This window comes from Algicola sagamiensis DSM 14643 (assembly GCF_000374485.1).
Lineage (GTDB): Bacteria > Pseudomonadota > Gammaproteobacteria > Enterobacterales > Alteromonadaceae > Algicola > Algicola sagamiensis.
In genome coordinates this window covers 360,874-382,122 of record NZ_KB894492.1, presented here as the reverse complement: position 1 = coordinate 382,122, position 21,249 = coordinate 360,874, and the positions used below count along the sequence as shown (strand labels likewise).

Here is a 21,249-nt window from a genome sequence, read left to right as displayed (position 1 = left end):
GCTTCGTTAAAAGTCTAAGCGATCAATAATTTGATTCGCGACAACCTTTGCGCTTTGTTCGTCGGTTTGAACGACGAAGTCCGCGACTTCTTCATACAGTGGATTACGCTCTTCAGAAAGGCGCACTAGAACATCCCGAGGATTTTCTTCCGTCTGGAGTAAAGGTCTGCGTTTATCCCGTTGGGTTCTCGCAACCTGCTTATCAATTGGCGTCTCTAAATAGACAACGATACCACGTGCAGAGAGTTTGTTACGGACGTCTCTGCTTAACACAGATCCACCGCCAGTCGCAAGTACAATACCTTGCTTCTCAGTCAAATCACTGATCACTGTTTCTTCACGTTTTCTGAAACCATCTTCACCTTCGATATCAAAAACCCAACCAATATCAGCACCTGTGCGGCGCTCTATTTCCTGGTCAGAGTCAAAGAAATCCAGATGAAGTTGATCTGCAAGATGACGTCCAATTGTACTTTTACCGGCACCCATAGGGCCTACAAGAAAGATATTACGTTTTTCAGCCATAGCTCTCGTACAAAATCATATGTCGAGTTAATTAAACACACCGCTCCAAGGCATTTCGAGGCCGGGAATTATCTCAACAAATGTATAGGTAATGCAAGAAAAATATATGATGTCGCTGCCCGCCGGAAGACAGGCAGCGGTAACTTATTAATTAATCGGGGCTTGCTGGGAAATTCTTGGTGTAACGAAGATCATCAGCTCTCGCTTAATGTTTTCACTACGTGTGCTTCGGAACAGAGCACCCAAATAAGGAATGTCACCTAATAGTGGCACCTTTGTTTCACTATTTGTCGTACTATTCTGATAAACACCACCAAGGACAATCGTTTCACCATTGTTCACGAGGACCTGCGTATTAATTTCCTGCGTGTTAATTGCCACAGCTTGACCTGTCGCTGTTTGAACGATATCACCTTGCGTATCCTGAGTGATTTTCAAATCAAGAACGACTTTATCATCTGGTGTTATGTGTGGCGTTACTTCAAGACTTAGTACAGCTTTTTTGAAGGTGACCGTCGTTGCACCACTTGATGAAGCTGAAACATAAGGAAGTTCAACACCCTGTTCAATCCGTGCCTTTTGCTCATTGGCAGTCGTTAAACGTGGACTTGCAATAATCTCACCTTGGTTTTCATTTTCAATTGCTTGCAATTCAAGATCTAGAATCGTGCCATCCCTTAGCTTCGCAACATGAAAACCAATCGAACCCGCACCTGCGACTGGGAGGTTTACATTTAAGCGCTGGTTTGAAGCGGGTACTGTGCCGCCTTGAATGGTTTGCGCACCTGCCAACGTCCCTGAAATCCCAAGGCTATTCTGTTGATCTGAAACACCCCACCGGACACCCAAACCATCACTGGCGGTATCATTTACGGTCACAATACGAGATTCAATCACAACTTGCTCAACCGGACGATCAAGCACTTTAACCATACGCTGCACGCTTTCAATTGTTGAAGCGGTATCACGAACAATTAAGACATTGGTACGCGTGTCCGTGCTGACATTACCCCGTTCAGTCAAAAGAGAGGTGCCCTCACCTTTCAGCAATTTCGCCATCTCATCTGCTTTCGAGTAATTCACCTGAATAAACTCGGTATAAAGGGGTTCCAGCTCCTGTACTTGCTTTCTTGCCTGAAGCTCTCTCGCCTCACGAGCAGCAAGTTCTTCACCTGGTGCAACCATTAGGATATTGCCATCCATTCGTTTATCCAAACCACGAACTTTCAAGACAATATCTAGGGCTTGATCCCATGGAACCCCGTCAAGACGGAGTGTAATGTTCCCTTGGACTGAATCACTGGTGACTAAGTTGAAGCCATTATAATCCGCGATAATTTGAAGGACTGTTCGGACAGGAATATCCTGGAAGTTCAGTGATATCGGCTCACCTTTATATTCACGACCACCATCAAGGAAACTTCGTGCAGACTCATCTTTAATCACGGATAAAGTGAATATATTATCAACTTGCTGATACTCATATTTAAATGAGCCACTGGTATCAACCACAAGTCGACTATTACTCGCCTCTTTGAATGTCTCTATTTTTGTTACAACAGTTCCGAAGTCAACAACATCCAACTGGTAAATCAAATCACCTAGAATGTCAGTATTGTGGAACTCAATGATGATCTTACCTGCTTTTTCTAAAACATCGACCGCTGCCATATTCTCTTCAAGGAAAACAAGTAATCGGCCATCACCTTTCACACCGCGGCGAAAATCAATTGCCTGAATTTTATTGATATAGGCATCATCTTCCGTTTGTGACTGTTGGACTGCTTCGTCTGTTACAACATTATCTGAGATTGTAAGATAGAAGCGGTCCTGAGATACACGGGTTTGGTAAATTTTCAAGAATTCAAGATAAATCGTCACCCGGAAGCCTTCGTCCACGAATTCCGATTTAACATTTTTGACGCCCGCTTTATCAATGATGAGTTCTTCCAAACTCTCATCAAAATCAGCTTCATCAAAGAACACTTCGATTCGGGCCGGTTCATTAAAAACCTGAATGGACGGCTCAATATAGAGTTCTTCATCAAAGATAAATTCCAGCTCAGTCTGACCTTCGATGACAGGGTTATAACGCAGCTCATACAAAAGAGGTACCGCATTAGCCTGTCCCGATAGTAAACAGACGAGCAAAGTCAGTCCTAACCAACTGATAAATTTGTTAAGTCTTGTTGTTCTTAAGTTCATCATAATTGCTTGCCTAATTAACATCCATACCCTGCTTACAGTACAGGCTCTATCATTTGTACGACTGATGGACGCTCTTTCCAACACCCAGAGCCATCCGGAATCAGTTCCACGATTTCAACTTCATTCGGACTCACACGCACAATCTGACCGTGATAAAGTCCCATAAAAAATCCGCGCTTAACACGGTGTAATGAACCATCCGATGCCTGGATCAGTGCCCAAAGCTCCTCATCACTGCCCAAAGTTCCTTTCATCGCTAGGTTATCCAAAGCGAATTTCTCCAAAGGGCCTTTTTTCCGACGGGGATTTGGGTGTAAACAGTCTTGAATTTGTAATAGCTTATCCTGAATTGCTTCAGGCTTCGGTTCTACAAATGGACTGCGTCTATCACGTCCTGTATACGCGATATGCTCGAATTCTTTAAATTCGGGCATTGGTTCAATTCGGCGTGTAACTTCGCTTTTGACTTGCTCAGTATAGTCTTGAAGGTCTTCAATATCGTCAAAACAAGCAGTCAGGAAGAACGGCGTTATGCACAAAAGTAGGTATTTACGGATCATTACTTACCCCTCGGCTCTTTGTAACGATATGTCTTAGCGACTACATCGAAGAGCAACAAATCGCCCTGCTGCGACTTAATGTTAAAGTCATGCAGGCTGACAATACGTGGCAGGGCTGCAACTTTACTCACAAATTCCCCAAAGTCATGATACTGACCAACAACACGTATTTTTAGAGGTAACTCCGTGTAGAACTCTTTCTCTACCTCAGGCTGCCAATTAATTTGCTGAAATGAAAGTCCGGTTGTAGTACCAATATAGGTAATATCATCCAGCAATCCTGGGGTCTCATGGGTTGTCGGCAATTTCTTCAGCAAGGTTGCGAATGTCGCTTCCATATCTTTCATTTGCTGACGATATAAATCAAGGTTTGCAGCCTTGGCATACATATTGCGGTAATCCGTCCGAAGTGACTGCTCTTGTTGAACAAGTGAGTCATACCGTGTCATCGTATCATCAACCAGAACAAAAAATAGTAGAGCCAATGTCATCACGCCTGCCAACAAAAATGCAAAAAGCTTGACAACAATGGGCCATGACCCGACATTTTCCAAGGTAAGTTCTGATAACTCGATAGATGATGTATCGACTTTGAGGTTCATTGCTATTTCTCTCCCCCTTGTACTGCATCATATCCTTTGATTTTCATACTCATTTTAAAGTCACTGAGTAGACGGAGCTTTTGCTTACCAGTGACAATCTCAGAAATAACCGCTTCTGCAAGTAACTCAGATTCTTCAACTTCCCGCATCATATTTGCCAATCGGTTATTGGATTCACTCTTACCAACAATACTTATCCCAACCCCTTTCTTTTCCAATGTTGTCAGGTAAACACCCGCTGGAACAACTTGTGCGACTTCATCCATGATTAACGTACCAAGATTTCGGCTAGCCTGTAACTGTTCAATCAAATTGATTCGTTTTTGCAGATCCTGTTTCATTTTCTTCAGCTTTTCAATTTCGGCAATCTGCTGCTTCAAAACTGAAATTTCCTGGTTCAAAAAGCTATTTCTTTTTTGCTGACCATCAGCTTTTATCACGTAAAATTGGTTTATCCCTAACATGATAACAGCACAAACAGTGACTATTGCACCTACGATGACGAGGAACTTTTGCTTTTCCTCCTGTCGAGCCACTTCCCGCCAGGGGAGTAGGTTTATATATGCCATGAACTAAAGCTCCTTAACGCTAAACCAGTTGCAACAACAAGGTTGGATGCTTTTAAAGCCAGCTCTTCTTTCTTCACCGATGAAGCAGCGCCCATTTCTACAAATGGATTTGCAACAATTGTATGAATCCCTAGCTCTTCGACTAACAATTTGTCAAGTCCAGCAATACAACTCGTGCCCCCTGAAATCATCAAATAATCAACCTGCTCGTGACCACTTGATGTAATAAACATCTGAATTGCCCGTCGAATCTGTTGCACCAAAGCCGTTTGAAATGGTGCAAGAACTTCCATTTCATAATTAGGAGGCAAGTTACCACTTAACTTCGCAACTTCCGCATCCTCATAGGGTTGGTTATAGTACGAAGCAATGGATTTTGTATACTGATCACCACCAAAAATCTGATCTCGCGTATAAATCACTTCCCCGCCTTGCATGATGGAAAACAGCATCATGTTGGCACCGACATCAATCAAAGCTATATTTTTTTCTGATGCGTCAGAAGGAAGCTGGGACATACAAAATTCAGCACCACGAGCTAAAGCGTACCCTTCAACATCGATCACCTTGGCTTCTAGTTGTGCACCAGCCAGAGCATCCACTTTCGTTTGAACGGTTTCAGTGCGAGCAGCACTCAATAAGACGTTTATTTTACTCGGATCGGCTGGATTTGGCCCCAATGGCTCAAAATCTAGACTTATTTCATTGAGAGGATATGGAATCAAGCTATCTGCTTCGATTTCAATTTGTGATTCCATTTCGTCTTCACGCATGCCTGCATCCATGAATACAATTTTGGTGATCACGCTCGATCCAGACACCGCAGCTGCTGCTTGCGTAATCTTTCGACTGAACTTTCTTCGTATCTTCTGGATAGCCCGACCAACTGCTTCAATATCTTGAATTTCCCGGTCATTCATCGCACCTTTGGGTAAGGGTTCGATAGCGAATGCATCCAACCGATATTTAGACCCGCTACCACTGAGCTGGACTGCCTTTATGGCGTGAGAGCCAATGTCGATTCCAAGCATCATGGTACTTTTTTTGCCAAACAATTCCTTAACATTCATCGCCTGTGCCACTGTTTCTATCTTACCAAGGTTAAAATATATTTTTATTTGCCGTATAGTATAACAAGCATACTTTAGATTTATACTAACAGTCTTGTAAAATAATTGGGAGTAAAAAGTTAGGATTCATCCGTGGCCTGGTTAAAAAAAATATTCTTTTTCATTATAGTATCTTTTTTAGTTTTCGCGTTGAGTGTGGCAGCAATCTATTTTTCAGTCCGTTCAGAGCTACCCAGTGTTGAGACGTTAAAAGATGTAAAATTACAAACACCAATGCGAATTTTTAGCCAAGATGGCCAATTAATCTCTCAATTTGGTGAAAAACGCAGAATTCCGCTTTCGATTGACGAAATTCCTGAGCAACTAAAGCAGGCTATTTTGGCAACGGAAGATGCGAGATTCTATGAACATCCGGGTGTCGATGCCATCGGAGTCGTGCGTGCAGCCGTTTCTCTGATTGTCACAGGAAAGAAAAAGCAAGGCGCTTCAACCATTACGATGCAGCTTGCTAGAAATTTTTTCCTCACCCGAGAAAAGAAGTATTCTCGTAAAATTAAAGAGATTTTCATTGCGCTACATATTGAAAAACTCCTCACAAAGGATGAAATTCTTGCGTTATATCTAAACAAAATCGAATTGGGAAATCGAGCCTTCGGAGTCGGCGCTGCAGCTCAAGTCTATTATGGTAAAGATATCAGTCAGTTAAACCTTGCTCAGCTTGCAATGATTGCAGGTCTTCCTAAAGCGCCATCCTCACTCAATCCGATTCGACACCCTGAGCGTGCTAGAAAGCGCCGTTCTGTGGTGCTCGGTCGAATGCTGACTGTGGGTTATATTTCTCAGAATGAATATCGAGAAGCCAATGAGCAGCCTGTTACAGCTCGATATCATGGGGCAAATATCACAGCACCAGCTCCGTATATTGCCGAGATGGCCCACAGCAAGATGCTAGAGATGTTTGGAGACGATATCTATACCAATGGTTATAAAGTCTATACAACAACACCTTGGGTGCTACAGGAACAGGCAATTCAAGCACTTAGAGAAAATTTACATGCATACGATGAAAGACATGGCTACCGAGGTGCACTTGCCAATATTCTAGAGGCTAAGACAAGTCTTCCAGAAGCGCCTGAGAATGACTCTGTAGAAACGATACGATTAGCTGATAGATTGGATGATGAGGCCATCAAAGAAAGCTTTCAGAAGTATCCTGCTCGCGCTGACGGTCTTTTCTATGCAGTTGTGACGGAACTCGAGGAGCAGTCTGCTGTTATCCGTTTGAAAGATGGGAGCCATCATATCCTCCATTGGGAAGGGATGCGATGGGCTAGGCCATTTATTGACGACAACCGTCAAGGAAAAGCACCGAAATCCAGTCATGAAATCTTAGCATTAGGTGATATTATTCTTGTTCGACAAAATAACGATAAGGAATGGCGTCTCTCACAATATCCTGATGCTTCTTCAGCACTCATTGCTTTAGACCCGCAAACTGGTGCGATCCGCTCAGCAGTTGGGGGGTATAGTTTCTATCAAAGCCAGTTTAATCGAGCGACACAAGCCAAACGGCAAATTGGTTCGAATATTAAACCATACATTTATTCGGCTGCGCTTGATCATGGTTTTACATTGGCATCACTTGTCAATGATGCGCCGATTACCAAATGGGATAGAACACAAGGAACCGCGTGGCGTCCGAAAAACTCCCCTCCAGTTTACGATGGACCTACTCGTGTGCGTGTTGCTTTGGCAAAATCAAAGAACGTTGTCTCAGTAAGGCTACTCCGCGCAATCGGACTGGATACTGTGATTGAACGGCTGGTTGATTTTGGCTTCGACCCATCAGATATTCCACAGAATGAAACCATTGCGCTCGGTTCATCCTCATTCACACCATTGGAAGTTGCAACAAGTATGAGCGCATTTGCCAATGGTGGTTATTTAGTGAGTCCTTTCCTCATTGAACGTGTTGAAGATAGCGACGGGAATATTATTTATGAGGCAAACCCTGACATTGCCTGCTCTTTCTGTCTTGATGAGCGTTATTCCAACGAAGACCGGGACGATGCGATTGTTTTCCGCCCCGAAGCCAAACGGATTATCAGCAAACAAAATGCTTTCTTAGTTGCAAATGCTATGACCAGCTCTGTGTCTGGAGGCGGTAGCTGGCGGCTGAAAACAGGTTGGAATGGTACAGCTTGGCGTGCTCGTTCACTAAAAAGAAATGATCTATCAGGGAAAACAGGTACTACAAATGATATGAAGGACACATGGTTTACTGGTTTTAATCATGATTTATTAACAACTGTGTGGGTTGGTTTTGATAATCCATCTCGATCGCTAGGCATGACAAGTCGTATTCGTGGTGCTGAAAAAGGCCAAGTCTTTGGACGTGAAGCAGGTGCAATTGCTGCATTACCAGGCTGGATCAGATATAACCGTGAAGCACTAAAAAACCTGCCATCTACCCCAGTATCCATGCCTGAAGATATTGTCACAATCCGAGTCGATCAGGGGACAGGCCTATTAAGCCGCAAGTCAGATGATACAACACGTTTTGAGTATTTTAAGGTTGGCACTGAGCCCACTGAGTTTGCGGAGGAAAAATCAGAAAATATTAATTTCGATCTTGAAGAAAGTGATGAAACAATGGAAGATTTATTTCAGTAATCAAGGCATGGTTTGAATGGATAAACAATTGAGATGTTATATTTTAGGACGATGCATATACATCGCGACCACTCTTGTAGAAAAATCAGCCAGATTGCAAACCTGGCTGCGACAACATAAAGTTTCGAGGCAACCGCTTTCATATTGAATTGTCAAAGTTTTAATTTACTAACCGCTGAATAAAACAAGTCAAGGGAATATCTTACAAGATGGAATGGCATTTGATTACTGGATGTTCTCTTATTTACCTGCTCAGTGTGCTGCTCGCTCAATTGCAGCAGCACCGGCAACAAACTGAAAAAGAAATAACTTAGCTATTACACCAACTGACTGGATCGAGCGCTTGGCCTTTATGACGGATTTCAAAATAAAGGCCACTTTCCAACTGACCACCACTTTGCCCGACTAACGCGATTGGTTCGCCCGCTTCAACCTTTTCACCTACTTTTTTCAGTAATGTTTGGTTATGTCCATATAAGCTCATATAACCTTGGCCGTGATCAACGATCAGAACCCAGCCAAAACCTTTCATCCAATCAGCAAATAGAACGACGCCTTGATGGATTGTCTTCACGGTTTTACCTGGCCTGCTGTTAATCACCACCCCTTTCCAACGTAAGCGGCCTAACCGGGGTTGTCCAAAAGCATTGCGTAGTTTTCCCTTGGTAGGCCACAATAATTTTCCGCGTTTTCCATTGAGGCCATTCAACTGGATTTCTTTCGCTTCCTGCTCTTGGAGAAGTTGTTGTAAGGTTGCAGTGAGTTGTTCTCGGTTTACCTGCAACGTCGAAAGTGAGCGCTTATCATTTTTTAAGTTTTGCTCTAAGTTCCTGACAACTTCATGACGTTTTCTTTGCTCTTGCTCAAGGGTTGCTTGTTGCGCAAGCTGCTCACGCTTGAGTGCCATTCTATCCGATTTCGCAACCTGAGTTTTTTCTTCAGTTTGCGAAATCTGATCGATGACATGACTCAATTGTTGCAATTGTCTTGATCTGGCTTTGTTTAGGTATTGATAGTAAACAAGCACCCGCTCAAACTTACCGGGCTCTTCTTGATTGAGTAGTAACTTAGTATAGTCATGATCGCCGTTGACATAAGCACTGGAAATAAGTCCTTTTAACGCTTGTTGGTGTTTTCGTTTTTCACGATTCAAGCCTCGGATTTCTTTTTGGAATTGCTTAAGTTGTTTATCTAAGTCCTGAATATCCATTTCTGTATCATTTAACTTTTTTGCGACCTGCGAAATAATACTCTCTGCTTGCTTGAGATCTTGCTGGATCGTATCGAGTTTCGATTGGTGATGTTGGATTTGGAGTCTTTTTTTCTTGATTTCGTCCGTGATTTCATCAATTTGAGTGGCTGTTTTTTCTTTTTCCTTCACGGTTTCAGCAAATGCAGGAAAAGCAACTAAGGCGCTGAAAAGCCATACGCGACAGATGGCCGTCAATGAATTGATAGGCTTGCTTTGAAAAATACTGACGCGATATGGCACTTCTGCTCCTTATTATTATTTTGAATTGAAAATGTAGAACCTAGCTTACTTCAACGTCATCAGTGTCTTGCCGGTCATTTCCTCAGGGATAGCCATCCCCATCAAGTGCAACATCGTTGGTGCAACATCACTCAATTTGCCACCTTCCAACATCGGGGTTGCAAGACGACCGACATAAATAAATGGAACAAGATTGCTTGTGTGTGCGGTATGGGCCTGACCGGATTGCTTATTGACCATCTGTTCCGCATTACCATGGTCCGCGGTAATCAGACATTCGCCACCCACTTCTTTCAAGGACTTCAGGACACGCCCTATGCTCTGATCGACTGCTTCGCAGGCTTTAACTGCTGCATCAAACTTTCCAGTATGTCCAACCATATCCCCATTTGGGTAATTACAAATAATGACATCATATTGCTGGCTAAGAATCGAACTGATAAGTTTATCTGTCATCAGCTCAGAATTCATCTCTGGTTGTAAATCATACGTCGCCACTTTTGGTGAAGGGATCAGCTCACGAGATTCTCCTTTGAATGGCTCTTCTCGGCCACCATTAAAGAAAAACGTCACATGGGCGTATTTTTCTGTTTCTGAAATACGCAGCTGCGTTTTCTGATGTTTTTCCATCCATTCCCCAAAAACGTTACTGAGTTTTTCAGGTGGATATGCGCAAGGCGCTTGAATATCTGCTGCATACTCAGTCAACATCACAAACTCTGAAAGCTTCGGCTGAATTGTCCTCTCAAAACTAGAAAAGTCACTCTCAGTAAAGCTTCTAGATAGCTGTCGGGCACGATCTGCACGGAAGTTCATGAAAATAACCGTATCACCATCTTCAAATGTCGCAGACTGACCATCTTCACCTAAGATCACTGACGCCTTGACGAATTCATCATTCTCATCCCTTTCATAGGCGCTATGAAGTGCTTCAACTGGATCCGTGAATTGGAATTCAGCCTTACCCTGTGTCAATAATTGATAAGCAAGTTCCACACGATCCCAACGATTATCTCTATCCATCGCATAGTACCGCCCGATGATAGATGCAACCCGTCCTTTGCCATCTGTGGTCAGTTTTGTTTGGATTTTTGCGATGGCATCTTCAGCACTTCGTGGTGGTGTATCACGCCCATCAAGAAAACCATGAACATAGATTTTCTCAGCCCCTTTTTCAATTGCGAGATCAATAGCTGCATGGAAGTGATCTTCATGGCTATGCACACCACCTGGGGATAATAGCCCCATCAGATGAACAGCTTTGCCATTAGAGGCGGCTTTTTCAATCGCAGAAATGAGGGTTAAATTCTCAAAAAAGTCACCATCACGAATCGCTTTTGTGATCCGAGTAAAATCTTGATAAACAATTCGCCCAGAACCTAGGTTAATATGACCGACTTCAGAGTTACCCATTTGCTCATCCGGTAAACCGACATCGAGCCCAGAACCAGAAATCAACGTCTTCGGGCAGTTTTGCCAAAGTTCATCCAATACGGGTGTATTTGCATGATAAACAGCATTATTTTCTGGAGACTCGTTGTATCCCCAACCATCCATGATGATGAGGACAAGCGGTTTCTTCTCGAATGACATATGTGCTCCCTTTAAAATTTCGAAACAACTAAAACTAGCCTTATGGATGTGGGGTCTAGTTTGGGGGAAATAAAGCCTGTCGGCCTGAAGAATGTGAATGCATTTTATCCCAATTCATTGAGATTGAATAGGGTCAGATAGACAATTGATTCCCATCATTTCCATGCGATTTGGTCTAATTTTCGGCCCCTTTCGGCTGGCAACTTATCATAATCTGTGTATACTTCTGCCTCTATCAAAATCATCTTACATAAAAAGAGTTATTGATCCTTATGGAGCAGTTTATTGAGTTTCTCGGGCGCCATCCCTTTCTCACAACAGCGTGGGTTGGGCTATTTCTTGCGCTCGTCTATTCTTATGTCAAAAGTGCGATGTCTCCCGTTAAAGGTGTAAATCCTCAAGAGCTTTCCTTGATGGTGAACCGCGAAGATGCCATTCTGGTCGATATCCGCCCCGACAAAGATTACCAAAAGTCACATATCGCGAATGCTGAGCACGTCTCATTAGAAAAGATTATGAAAAATGATTTTGGGAAGCTTGAATCCAAAAAACAAGCCCCCATTATTGTAATCTGTGCAGCAGGTGTCTCCGCATCTCAAGCTGCTGGAAAAATGGTCAAAGCTGGATTTGAGAAAGTCCATATTCTATCTGGCGGCATGAATGCATGGACCAATGCAAACCTTCCCGTCACGAAGAAGTAAGGGGTATCCCGTGGCTGAAGTGATTATTTATACGAAAACTTATTGTCCATATTGCGTTAGAGCAAAGGCATTACTGGATAAAAAATCTGTGAAATACACGGAAATTAACATTCAGAATGAGCCGCAGCGACGTGATGAAATGATTAAAAGAGCAAACGGTGGCTACACCGTGCCACAGATTTTCATTAATGACCAGCATATTGGCGGTTGTGATGACATGATGGCACTTGAACATGCTGACCGTCTCGATGCTTTACTCGAGAATTAGTGATCAATTGAAATCAAATGATCAATTGAAATAATTAAGAATATAGAACTAAGGAAGTCGCTATGGCTGAGCAAAACGAAAATACTGTAAATGAAGAGAATGCACCACAATTTGCAATCCAACGCATCTATGTAAAGGATATGTCATTCGAATCTCCTAAAGCACCAGAAATCTTCAAAAAAGAATGGCAACCAGATGTCAAACTAGATTTGGATACGCGTTCTTCTGAGCTTGAAGAAGGTGTTTATGAAGTGATCCTTTCCATCACGGTTACAACGAAAGTTGAAGAAGAAACAGCATTCCTTTGTGAAGTTCAGCAAGCAGGTATCTTCACGATCATGAACATGCCTGAAGACCAGATGTCTCACATGATGGGATCTTTCTGCCCGAATATCTTATTCCCATATGCAAGAGAAGCGATTTCTAACATCGTGAACCGCGGTACATTCCCTGCGCTCAACCTTGCGCCAGTGAACTTTGATGCGCTTTATGCACAATACCTTCAGCAAAACCAGCAACAAGCTGCTGAAAAATTAGACGCATAATTCCAAATATCAAAAAGGGTATCACGTGACAAAATCAGTGATGTCAGTTTTAGGGGCGGGCTCTTATGGGACCGCCCTTGCTTTATGCCTTGCCAGAAATGGGCACACAATCTCACTTTGGGGCAGAAATAAAGCACATTTCGAACAAATGCAACAAACGCGTACCAACGAGCGCTATCTACCTGGGGTCACTTTTCCAGATTCACTACATTTAGAAAGTGATTTAGAAAAAGCCGTTAAATCCAGTGAAACAATCTTGGTTGTCGTCCCTAGCCATGCATTTGGTGAGACACTGCAACACATTCAGCCTTGGCTAAAACCAAATGCTCGGATTGCTTGGGCCACAAAAGGATTAGAGCCAGACACAGGCCGATTACTTCAAGATGTAGCCAGGGATATACTTGGCAGTAAAATCTCACTTGCGGTGTTGTCCGGACCAACCTTTGCAAAAGAGATGGCTGCAGGCTTACCAACAGCGATTTCTGTTTCTTCGACAAATGACCAACTCAATCAAGATATTGCAAGGTGGCTCCATTGTGGACGTTCATTTCGTGTTTATACGAATCCAGATTTTATTGGAATGCAACTGGGCGGTGCAGTCAAGAATGTGATCGCAATTGGTGCAGGGATGGCTGACGGGATCGGTTTCGGAGCCAATGCACGCACGGCGTTGATTACACGTGGTCTCGTTGAACTCACGAGACTAGGCACCACACTCGGTGGGCAACCAGAAACCTTTATGGGTATGGCTGGTTTGGGTGATCTCGTTCTAACCTGTACTGACAATCAATCTCGCAATCGGCGCTTTGGTCTTGCCCTTGGTCAAGGTGAGTCAACTGACAATGCGATGCAGAAGATTGGTCAAGTTGTAGAAGGATATCGAAATGCCAAAGAGGTGCATATACTCGCTAAGCGTATCGGTGTTGAGATGCCCATCTGTGAACAGGTGTATCAAGTCCTATACGAAGGGAAAGATGTCCAGCAAGCAGCCATGGATCTGTTAGGTCGTGAGCAACGTGCAGAACACGATAGTTAGGGATAACTAGATGAGAGCGGTTGGCAACTTCTCCTCCTTTAAGCACAGAATCAGTTCTTCTGGGGGGAGCGGTTTGCTAAAGTAATATCCTTGAAGCTCATCACACCCCATCACACTGAGAAATTTCACCTGCTCTGCTGACTCAACCCCTTCTGCAACAACATGCATATTCAAATATTTTGCTAGCCGAATAATGGTTGCTGTGATATTTCTGTCTTGCTCTTCTGTATCCAGGTGACAGATGAAGGACCGATCAATTTTCAACTTATCAATCGGAAAGCGTTTTAAGTAGCTCAGTGATGAATGCCCAGTTCCAAAGTCATCCAATGCAATTGAAAAACCATAATCTTTCAATCGTCTCATTTGTTGTAAGGCAAAATCAGGGGCTTGCATCATCGCTGTTTCTGTAATTTCCAGCTCAAATTGAGCAGGTGAAACACCATATTTCGAGACAAGAGAAAAAACTTCTTGAGCCATTGAGTCTTTTTGGAAATGAAGTGAAGAAATATTAATCGCCACTTTCCCACGAAGCATCCCCTGGTCCTGCCACTGTTTCACTTGCTGACAACAATGTTCCAGAATGTACATTGTCAGTGGAATGATCATGCCATTTTCTTCAGCAATCGGGATAAATTCGCCAGGACCAATTGGGTCTCCATCACGAAACCATCTCACTAAAGCTTCCGTCCCAACAACTTTTCCACTCTCAGAAGAAATTTTTGGTTGGTAAAAGACCGTAAACCCTTTGCTCTTTAAAGACTGCCACATCTCAGACTCAATGCGAAGTTGTTCTGGAGTTGAGACATCAATCTCTCGATTAAATATACAAAAGCCGTTTTTTCCTGCTTGTTTCGCATGCGTCAGTGCTGCATCCGCAGATCGCATTAAGTGCTTCGCATCCATCCCATGCATCGGAAATAATGAGATCCCAATTGAGGTTGTAGCTGTGATTGGCACACCATCAATCATAATTGGCTCACGAAAACAATTACTCAATCTTGTTGCAACATGTTCTGCGTGAAGATCCGGAGCCTCTCCAAGTAGATAAGGAGGGATCATGATGGCAAATTCATCCCCTCCCAGGCGAGAAAGAATGTGTCCTCGCTCCAAATTTTGTTCCAAAATTTGTGCCACCTGCATGAGTAACTCATCACCACTTTTTAATCCAAGCGTATCATTAATTTTGTGAAACTTATCAATATCAACAATCATGACGATAAATGATGGAAATTGCTCCGAAGCAGAGTAAATCGCTTTATCTAAGTGCTCAAAGAACAGTGTTCTATTCGGTAGTTTCGTCAGGGAATCACGTGTTGCCAGCTTTCTAAGTTCTCGTTCGTTCTGCATCCGAAAAGTGATATCGGTGAACATACCAATGAAATGGACCTGGCGATAACCAGTGCTTTCCTGATCAACCCGGGTAATGGACAAATCCATCGAAAAATCATCGCCATTTTTGCGGCGAGACCAAACCTCACCAGACCAAAAACCATATGCATTTACCTCTTGCTCGATGAGATAACCCAGTCGACGATGATCCCCTCCATGACTGAATAATGTCATTGGAGAACCGCACATTTCATCAAGAGTAAAGCCTGTGATCTCAGAAAATGCCTGATTAATATATGAAATCTCAAAATCTTGATTGGCAATCCAAACACCCTCATGCGTATTCTCAAGCAATGAGTGCAAAAGATCATCCGCTTGTTTCTGTCGGAGCCGAAGCCAAAAAACCATCGCTACCATACCGATTAAGCTCAATGCGGCAAGAAGTGCCAATATTTTTTGTACTGAAAAGTCGAAAGTTCGCCCAGATACCATGTGATTCAGTTGTATTCGAGAAATATTTTGCCAATGCTGATTCACATCCTGTTGCTGTATGATGAGTTCTGATTTCGGAGCAATATTGTAAAATTGATAGGATATTGGTCTTTCCCCTTCCAAAAGCCAATCCTTCATATCGGGAGAAAACAAGAAACGATAACGTGCTGAAGCAGGTTTAAATCTTGATATCTCAATATGCGCCTGTTGAATTTGTTTAAAAAAGTTATAACGCTCACTAAATAAATACTGCTCACTTTTATCCCCCTTCATCAGTATTTTTAATGATGAAATCCTTGGTTTTGTCAGATAGTAATCTGCAATATTTGGCTGATCATGAACAAAACTCAGATTTGACTGACTCAGTAACCAAATCCCCCCTTCACGATTCGGTACAATTGCATCGATAGAGTTCAGATTATTGTTAAGAAAAATTTGACGATGAAGTTGTGTATCAGGGTAAATATGTTGCACCAAGCTCGAATTCACTAACCATATAGAACCATCAATACCTTGCTTTGATCGAGCATGGGTCGGATAAGGATATTTTTTGACAAATTGAATCGAAAAATCGATCAGGCTGATTTTATACCATGCCCCCTGTTCTGAAAGGGCCCAAATATGCTGCTGTGTGGGTTGAAGAAAAATTATTTTTGCATCAATAATTGGATGGCGCTGCAACACATTCTTAAGTGGATTGTAATGAAAAACCATTCCATTTTGATCAAAAAACCAGACCAATTGATTTTCTGAAACAACAGGGTTCATTGGAAAAAATTGTTTATTTAGCCTTGTACTCTGAAGGACACGTCCATTTGCATCATAATATTTCAGTTGATCCTCAAATAAGACCACAAGGTGGTCATTGGGTAAAATCGCAAACTGGCTCGCATTGGCATGTGGATGAAACCGTAATACTTTTGTAAAGCGATTCGTCCTCATTGAATAGTATTCGAGATATTCTTCTCCTAATAGCCAAATTTGGTCTGGCTGGTAATAATAAAATGTTTTAAAAGATTGATTGAAAGAATCATTGACAGCAAATTGACGGAGCTTCTTCCATTGTTGGCCATCAAATCGCAAAGCACTTTCCTTAGATAAGATCCATGGGAATCCCTGTTGGTCCTGAATCATTTGATTTTCAATGGGTTGAATATCATGAGGAAGCGGTACAGAAAAATGTACGCGACCGTATGAAAAAAAGCTGCTTATTGATAAAAAGAAGTAAAGAAACGTTCTGAACACGTCCTTGTTCCTTTATGTTTGAGCTGCTTCAATCTTAGTCATGAAATGGGTAATTTTCCAGCTATCCATACTGACTGGCATCAATTAGTTTAAAGATTTTCAATCTGTTGCTTTGCACGGCTTGGATCATTGGAAAAAATACCATCGACACCAATCTCCATGAGGTGCTCAATGTCCTCAGCGCTATCCACCGTATAGACAAATACTTTCGATCCGAGTTGATGTACTTCATCAACTAGGGATTTTGTCACATAATCAACTGCAAAATTAATGGAATAGGGTTGAAAAGTTTTATATATCTGATCAAAATTTAGCGGGATACCTTCGAAAAGAACACCAATTGGAAACTCTGGTGCTTCCTCATGGACATCTTTGAGCACGCGATGGTGGAAAGAAGAAATATGGATCTGACTGGCGTTGAAACCCAAATTTAAACAGGCATCCCGTAATAATGTAACGAAATGCGTCACAGCCACCTCATTCTTGATTTCAACATTCAATAAACACTGACCATGAATTTGTGATAATACTTCAGCCAATGTTGGAATTTTCTGTCCATCGACCCGTAGTTGCGATGGATTATCGCATGTTGCGAGCGTTCCGGTATTCCCCGTTAATCTCATCAGATCTCGATCATGAAAAACATACAGCACATCGCCGACTTGCTGCACATCAAGTTCAATTCCTTCAACGCCCTTGTCCAATGCACTGCAAAAAGATAAGCAAGTATTTTCCGGAAAGTGAGCACTATCACCGCGATGAGCTATCACCAACATATTTAGTTACTCTGTTTTGTCGCCAAACGAGTCTCAATAATCGCTGTCGTAACAACGAGGATGCCACCAAGAACCGTTTTCCAATCAGGGATTTCTTGAAGAAGTAGTATAGCTAGAATCGTCGCATATAAAGGTTGCATACAGGAAATTAGACTCACTGTTTTGACTTTTAGGTGGCGGAAAACGCCTGCAAACATCGCATGGGGCAAAGCGGTGAAGACTGTACCAACCAATAATAATAATAGAATTGAATCCATCGTCAGCTCAGTTGGTGAGGTCTCCAACCCAATCACAAGTACTGCACTGGCAACAATTGTCTGGTAAAGCATCGCATGCTGGCCGCTATATTGGGAAAATTTGTGTTTATGCAGAATATTTCTCAGCGTAAAAAGCAGCGCAGAGAGAATGCTGATAAGAATTCCCTGTGTCGTATGATTGTCGATACTAAACTCCGGCATCATCAAATAGATGCCAAAAAATACAATCAAACCTGCAAATAAGTCAGTGAATTTTGGCAATTGCTTTGAAAACAGCGGTTCCAGTAATATCGTGATCACTGGATAGCTAAAAAAGGCAATGATCCCAATCGCAACTGTTGATAATTGCATTCCCTGGAAATAGGTTACCCAATGAAAACCAACCAATAAGCCGAGAAGAATCGCAATAAAATAGTCCTGAATACGATGCAACCGGATCCGCTGTTTAGCCAATATAAGAAATGAAAATAGAGCCAATGCAGCGACAAAGGCACGGAAACAGGTTATATCCCAGGCTGGAAGTGGGATCAGCTTAGAAAACAGCGCTGTACCGCTAAACAACAGTACAGACGCATGGAGAGATAAAATGCTTTTATGCTTATCAATCATTCAGTTACCACAAACATCAATCGTCCGTCTCAGACAATGTGGCAAAGTGTTCACCCATTCTTGTCACAGTACCGGATTGATTTTCAGGTAGGAACGCTAAAGTTTCTGATGGAAAACAAAGGATCACAGTGGAACCGAGTTTAAACCGTCCCATCTCCTCGCCTTTCTTCAGATGAATCGCTTTGTCACCTTCTGTCGGGTACGACCAGTCACATATTTGTGGCCCAGTCGGTGGTGTTACTGTGCCTGCCCAAACCGTTTCAATACTTGCAACTATCGTTGCACCTACTAATACCATGGCGAAGGGACCGATTTCAGAATCAAAAATCGCTACAACACGTTCGTTTCGTGCAAAAAGATTCGGCACGTTCTCTGCGGTAAGCGGATTCACAGAAAATAGATCCCCTGGAATATACACCATCTCACGCAGCGTTCCATCCAATGGCATATGGATTCGGTGGTAGTCTTTTGGTGCGAGATAAATTGTCGCAAATTTACCCGCCTGAAAGTCTTGAGCGCGCTCTTCGCTTCCCCCAAGCAACTCTACAAGACTAAATTCATGCCCCTTGGCCTGAATCAACTGCTCATCAACAATATCACCCAACTGGCTTACAGTGCCATCTACAGGGTGAACGATATGGTTTTGTGTCATATCAATTGGACGAACACCATCTTTTAGCTGACGGGTAAAAAACTCATTGAAGGTTTGATAGTGAGAAGCTTGCGAGTATTTCGCTTCCTCCATGTTGATCCCGTAAGCTTTGATAAATGCTTTGATCACACCAGTAGTGACGGGCCCTGCTTTCGCACCCGCAAAAGCACCAACAAGACGAGAGAGGCTATGTTTAGGCAAAGCATATTGCAAACCAATTTTAAATTTGTCTAAATTCACTGTGTTATCTCTTATTTCTCAAATTTTCGCCCTGTGGGCTTATTCGCCAAGCTTTCGATAATCCGTTGATAGCTATCAAATCGTGCTTCGCTGATTTTTCCAGCGTCCACCGCTTCGATCAACGCACAGCCCGGATCGTTTTTGTGTTGACAGTCACGAAAGCGACAACAACCAATCAAGTCACGAAACTCAATAAAGCCATTTAGAATCTGATCCTGAGACAAGTGCCAAAGTGAAAACTCTCGCACACCAGGAGAGTCGATCAGTTGCCCCCCCTGCGGTAATTGATGTAATCGTGCAACCGTCGTTGTGTGTTGTCCCAGGCCACTGTTTTCGGAAACAATTTGTGTCAGGATATTCGACTCAGGATAAATTGCATTGACCAAAGAAGATTTACCGACACCAGACTGACCAACAAATAAATTCACTTTGTCTTTCAACTTTGAGGTAACATTCTCCATACCTTCCTGTGTTTTCGTCGAAATATAGACAACCTCATAGCCAAGCTCTCGATAAGCATCCATTGTTTCATCGACAATATCTTTCATATCCGGTGTGATCAGGTCAATCTTATTCAGAACAAGGATGGGCTGCATCCCCATTTCTTCAGCCGCGACGATATAGCGATCGATAATGGATGGCGTCAGTGCAGGTAAAATGGCCGATACTACCCATAATTGATCAATATTGGCTGCTACTGGCTTGATCCCATCATAAGCATCTGGTCGGATCAGTACACTTTGTCGTTCATGAACGGCAACAACAACACCTGCAATATCATTTTCAGATTCCAAATTTTTTGCGCGACGCCATTCAACATGATCACCACAGACCAAGTTGTCGATTGCTCGTCGAATGTTACAACGAACAATATCGCCATTTTCTCCCTGAATATCTGCATGTTGGCCAAATCTGCTGATCACAACACCGGGTTCTTGCGGCCCAAATTGCTCGTTCGATAAGTCATCAATGAAGCCTTTTGGTTTTCTATTTTCGAGACATTTTTGCAGATTTGCCTGTATTCGACGGGTCTGGGTTTTGGTTAGTTTCTTTCGTTTTGCCACATTTGCTCTATAACTAAATTATATTGGTAACGGATAAAGCGGTTTCATTCAAGGTTCTGGCGTAATATGATATATCAAATTAAGTCAAATGATAAAAGGGATTTCCACCTAAGGCGTAGACTGTATGTCATTTAGCGATAATAACCTTGTCTGGATCGATCTTGAAATGACTGGCCTAGAGCCACGTCATGATAAAATTCTTGAAATAGCGACCATTGTAACAGATAGCGAACTCAACATTCTTGCTGAAGGACCTGTCATTGCCATCCACCAAACTGATGAAGTATTGGATAACATGGATGAGTGGTGCGTCAAACAGCATGGAAAGAGCGGCCTCACAGACCGTTGTCGACAGAGTAAAGTCGATGAGCAATATGCAATAGACGAAACAATCAGCTTTCTGAAGCAGTATATTTCTCCCGGTAAATCTCCGATGTGCGGTAACAGTATTTGTCAGGACAGACGCTTCTTACATCTTCACATGGAAGAGTTGGAGTCGTATTTCCATTACCGTAATCTTGATGTCAGTACGATTAAGGAGTTAGCAAGACGTTGGCGTCCTGAATTGCTCCAGAATTTCAAGAAAAAAGGAACTCACCTCGCATTAGAGGATATCCGCGAGTCTATCCAAGAGCTGCAGATGTACCACGATTTATTTTTCGATTTACCAAAATAATTACATAAATCGCTTGCAATCATCTCTCAATTTTGTAGAATGCGCTCCGCTTTCGATAGTTTCCTAT

At 42.6% G+C, this 21,249-nt stretch carries 19 protein-coding genes; 6 read left to right on the top strand and 13 right to left on the bottom strand.

The window, feature by feature from the left end; all coding sequences use genetic code 11:
- Window positions 1-6 precede the first annotated feature (6 nt).
- The 6 genes from aroK to C505_RS0105345 all read right to left on the bottom strand — a co-directional run bounded on the left by aroK (window position 7) and on the right by C505_RS0105345 (window position 5,534).
- The gene (gene aroK / locus C505_RS0105370) at window positions 7-525 is read right to left on the bottom strand and encodes a shikimate kinase AroK (RefSeq protein WP_018691566.1); all 519 of its coding nucleotides are present in this window, start codon (window positions 523-525) and stop codon (window positions 7-9) included.
- A gap of 147 nt (window positions 526-672) precedes the next feature.
- Window positions 673-2,733, bottom strand: a complete 2,061-nt coding sequence (locus C505_RS0105365) for a type IV pilus secretin PilQ (protein WP_245556333.1) — start codon at window positions 2,731-2,733, stop codon at window positions 673-675.
- Window positions 2,734-2,765: 32 nt separating this feature from the next.
- Window positions 2,766-3,293 carry a pilus assembly protein PilP gene (locus C505_RS0105360; RefSeq protein ID WP_018691564.1) on the bottom strand — a complete coding sequence of 176 codons (528 nt, stop codon included), beginning with the start codon at window positions 3,291-3,293 and terminating at the stop codon, window positions 2,766-2,768.
- Window positions 3,293-3,895, bottom strand: a complete 603-nt coding sequence (locus C505_RS0105355; RefSeq protein WP_018691563.1) for a type IV pilus inner membrane component PilO — start codon at window positions 3,893-3,895, stop codon at window positions 3,293-3,295. The genes C505_RS0105360 and C505_RS0105355 overlap by 1 nt, the downstream gene beginning before the upstream one ends.
- A 2-nt stretch (window positions 3,896-3,897) precedes the next feature.
- On the bottom strand, window positions 3,898-4,464 hold the full coding sequence (locus C505_RS0105350) for a PilN domain-containing protein (protein ID WP_018691562.1): 567 nt from the start codon (window positions 4,462-4,464) through the stop codon (window positions 3,898-3,900).
- Window positions 4,452-5,534 (bottom strand): pilus assembly protein PilM, encoded by a 1,083-nt coding sequence (locus tag C505_RS0105345; protein WP_040439451.1) that lies wholly within the window; start codon window positions 5,532-5,534, stop codon window positions 4,452-4,454. Before C505_RS0105345 ends, C505_RS0105350 begins: the two co-directional genes overlap by 13 nt.
- A 132-nt stretch (window positions 5,535-5,666) precedes the next feature.
- On the opposite strand from C505_RS0105345, the gene C505_RS0105340 reads away from it, so the two are divergent.
- Window positions 5,667-8,207 carry a penicillin-binding protein 1A gene (locus tag C505_RS0105340; protein WP_040439346.1) on the top strand — a complete coding sequence of 847 codons (2,541 nt, stop codon included), beginning with the start codon at window positions 5,667-5,669 and terminating at the stop codon, window positions 8,205-8,207.
- 310 nt (window positions 8,208-8,517) lie between these two features.
- Here C505_RS0105340 and C505_RS0105330 read toward each other — a convergent pair whose 3' ends face one another.
- Both C505_RS0105330 and gpmM read right to left on the bottom strand, forming a co-directional pair.
- Window positions 8,518-9,699, bottom strand: coding sequence for a murein hydrolase activator EnvC family protein (locus C505_RS0105330; protein ID WP_018691559.1), 1,182 nt, complete (start codon window positions 9,697-9,699; stop codon window positions 8,518-8,520).
- A 45-nt stretch (window positions 9,700-9,744) separates the two neighbouring features.
- Window positions 9,745-11,292, bottom strand: coding sequence for a 2,3-bisphosphoglycerate-independent phosphoglycerate mutase (gene gpmM / locus C505_RS0105325; protein ID WP_018691558.1), 1,548 nt, complete (start codon window positions 11,290-11,292; stop codon window positions 9,745-9,747).
- A gap of 272 nt (window positions 11,293-11,564) precedes the next feature.
- On the opposite strand from gpmM, the gene C505_RS0105320 reads away from it, so the two are divergent.
- The 4 genes from C505_RS0105320 (at window position 11,565) to gpsA (ending at window position 13,842) form a co-directional block, all read left to right on the top strand.
- Window positions 11,565-11,993: a rhodanese-like domain-containing protein gene (locus C505_RS0105320; protein ID WP_018691557.1), complete on the top strand. Its 429-nt coding sequence runs from the start codon at window positions 11,565-11,567 to the stop codon at window positions 11,991-11,993.
- A 10-nt stretch (window positions 11,994-12,003) separates the two neighbouring features.
- Window positions 12,004-12,261 carry a glutaredoxin 3 gene (gene grxC / locus C505_RS0105315; protein ID WP_018691556.1) on the top strand — a complete coding sequence of 86 codons (258 nt, stop codon included), beginning with the start codon at window positions 12,004-12,006 and terminating at the stop codon, window positions 12,259-12,261.
- Between the two features lie 62 nt (window positions 12,262-12,323).
- Window positions 12,324-12,806, top strand: a complete 483-nt coding sequence (gene secB / locus C505_RS0105310; protein ID WP_018691555.1) for a protein-export chaperone SecB — start codon at window positions 12,324-12,326, stop codon at window positions 12,804-12,806.
- Between the two features lie 40 nt (window positions 12,807-12,846).
- Window positions 12,847-13,842, top strand: a complete 996-nt coding sequence (gpsA, locus tag C505_RS0105305; RefSeq protein ID WP_018691554.1) for an NAD(P)H-dependent glycerol-3-phosphate dehydrogenase — start codon at window positions 12,847-12,849, stop codon at window positions 13,840-13,842.
- Between the two features lie 6 nt (window positions 13,843-13,848).
- On the opposite strand, the gene C505_RS0105300 is transcribed toward gpsA, so the two are convergent.
- The 5 genes from C505_RS0105300 to rsgA form a co-directional block, all read right to left on the bottom strand.
- Window positions 13,849-16,908, bottom strand: coding sequence for a GGDEF domain-containing phosphodiesterase (locus C505_RS0105300; protein ID WP_157368821.1), 3,060 nt, complete (start codon window positions 16,906-16,908; stop codon window positions 13,849-13,851).
- Window positions 16,909-16,997: 89 nt separating this feature from the next.
- Window positions 16,998-17,684 carry a glycerophosphodiester phosphodiesterase gene (locus tag C505_RS0105295; protein WP_018691552.1) on the bottom strand — a complete coding sequence of 229 codons (687 nt, stop codon included), beginning with the start codon at window positions 17,682-17,684 and terminating at the stop codon, window positions 16,998-17,000.
- 2 nt (window positions 17,685-17,686) lie between these two features.
- Entirely contained in the window at window positions 17,687-18,550 is an 864-nt protein-coding gene (locus C505_RS0105290; protein ID WP_018691551.1) for a DMT family transporter, read from the bottom strand.
- A gap of 16 nt (window positions 18,551-18,566) precedes the next feature.
- Entirely contained in the window at window positions 18,567-19,442 is an 876-nt protein-coding gene (asd, locus tag C505_RS0105285) for an archaetidylserine decarboxylase (RefSeq protein ID WP_018691550.1), read from the bottom strand.
- 11 nt (window positions 19,443-19,453) lie between these two features.
- On the bottom strand, window positions 19,454-20,506 hold the full coding sequence (gene rsgA, locus C505_RS0105280) for a small ribosomal subunit biogenesis GTPase RsgA (protein WP_018691549.1): 1,053 nt from the start codon (window positions 20,504-20,506) through the stop codon (window positions 19,454-19,456).
- Window positions 20,507-20,630: 124 nt separating this feature from the next.
- On the opposite strand from rsgA, the gene orn reads away from it, so the two are divergent.
- Window positions 20,631-21,182, top strand: coding sequence for an oligoribonuclease (gene orn / locus C505_RS0105275; RefSeq protein ID WP_018691548.1), 552 nt, complete (start codon window positions 20,631-20,633; stop codon window positions 21,180-21,182).
- The last annotated feature ends 67 nt before the right edge of the window (window positions 21,183-21,249 follow it).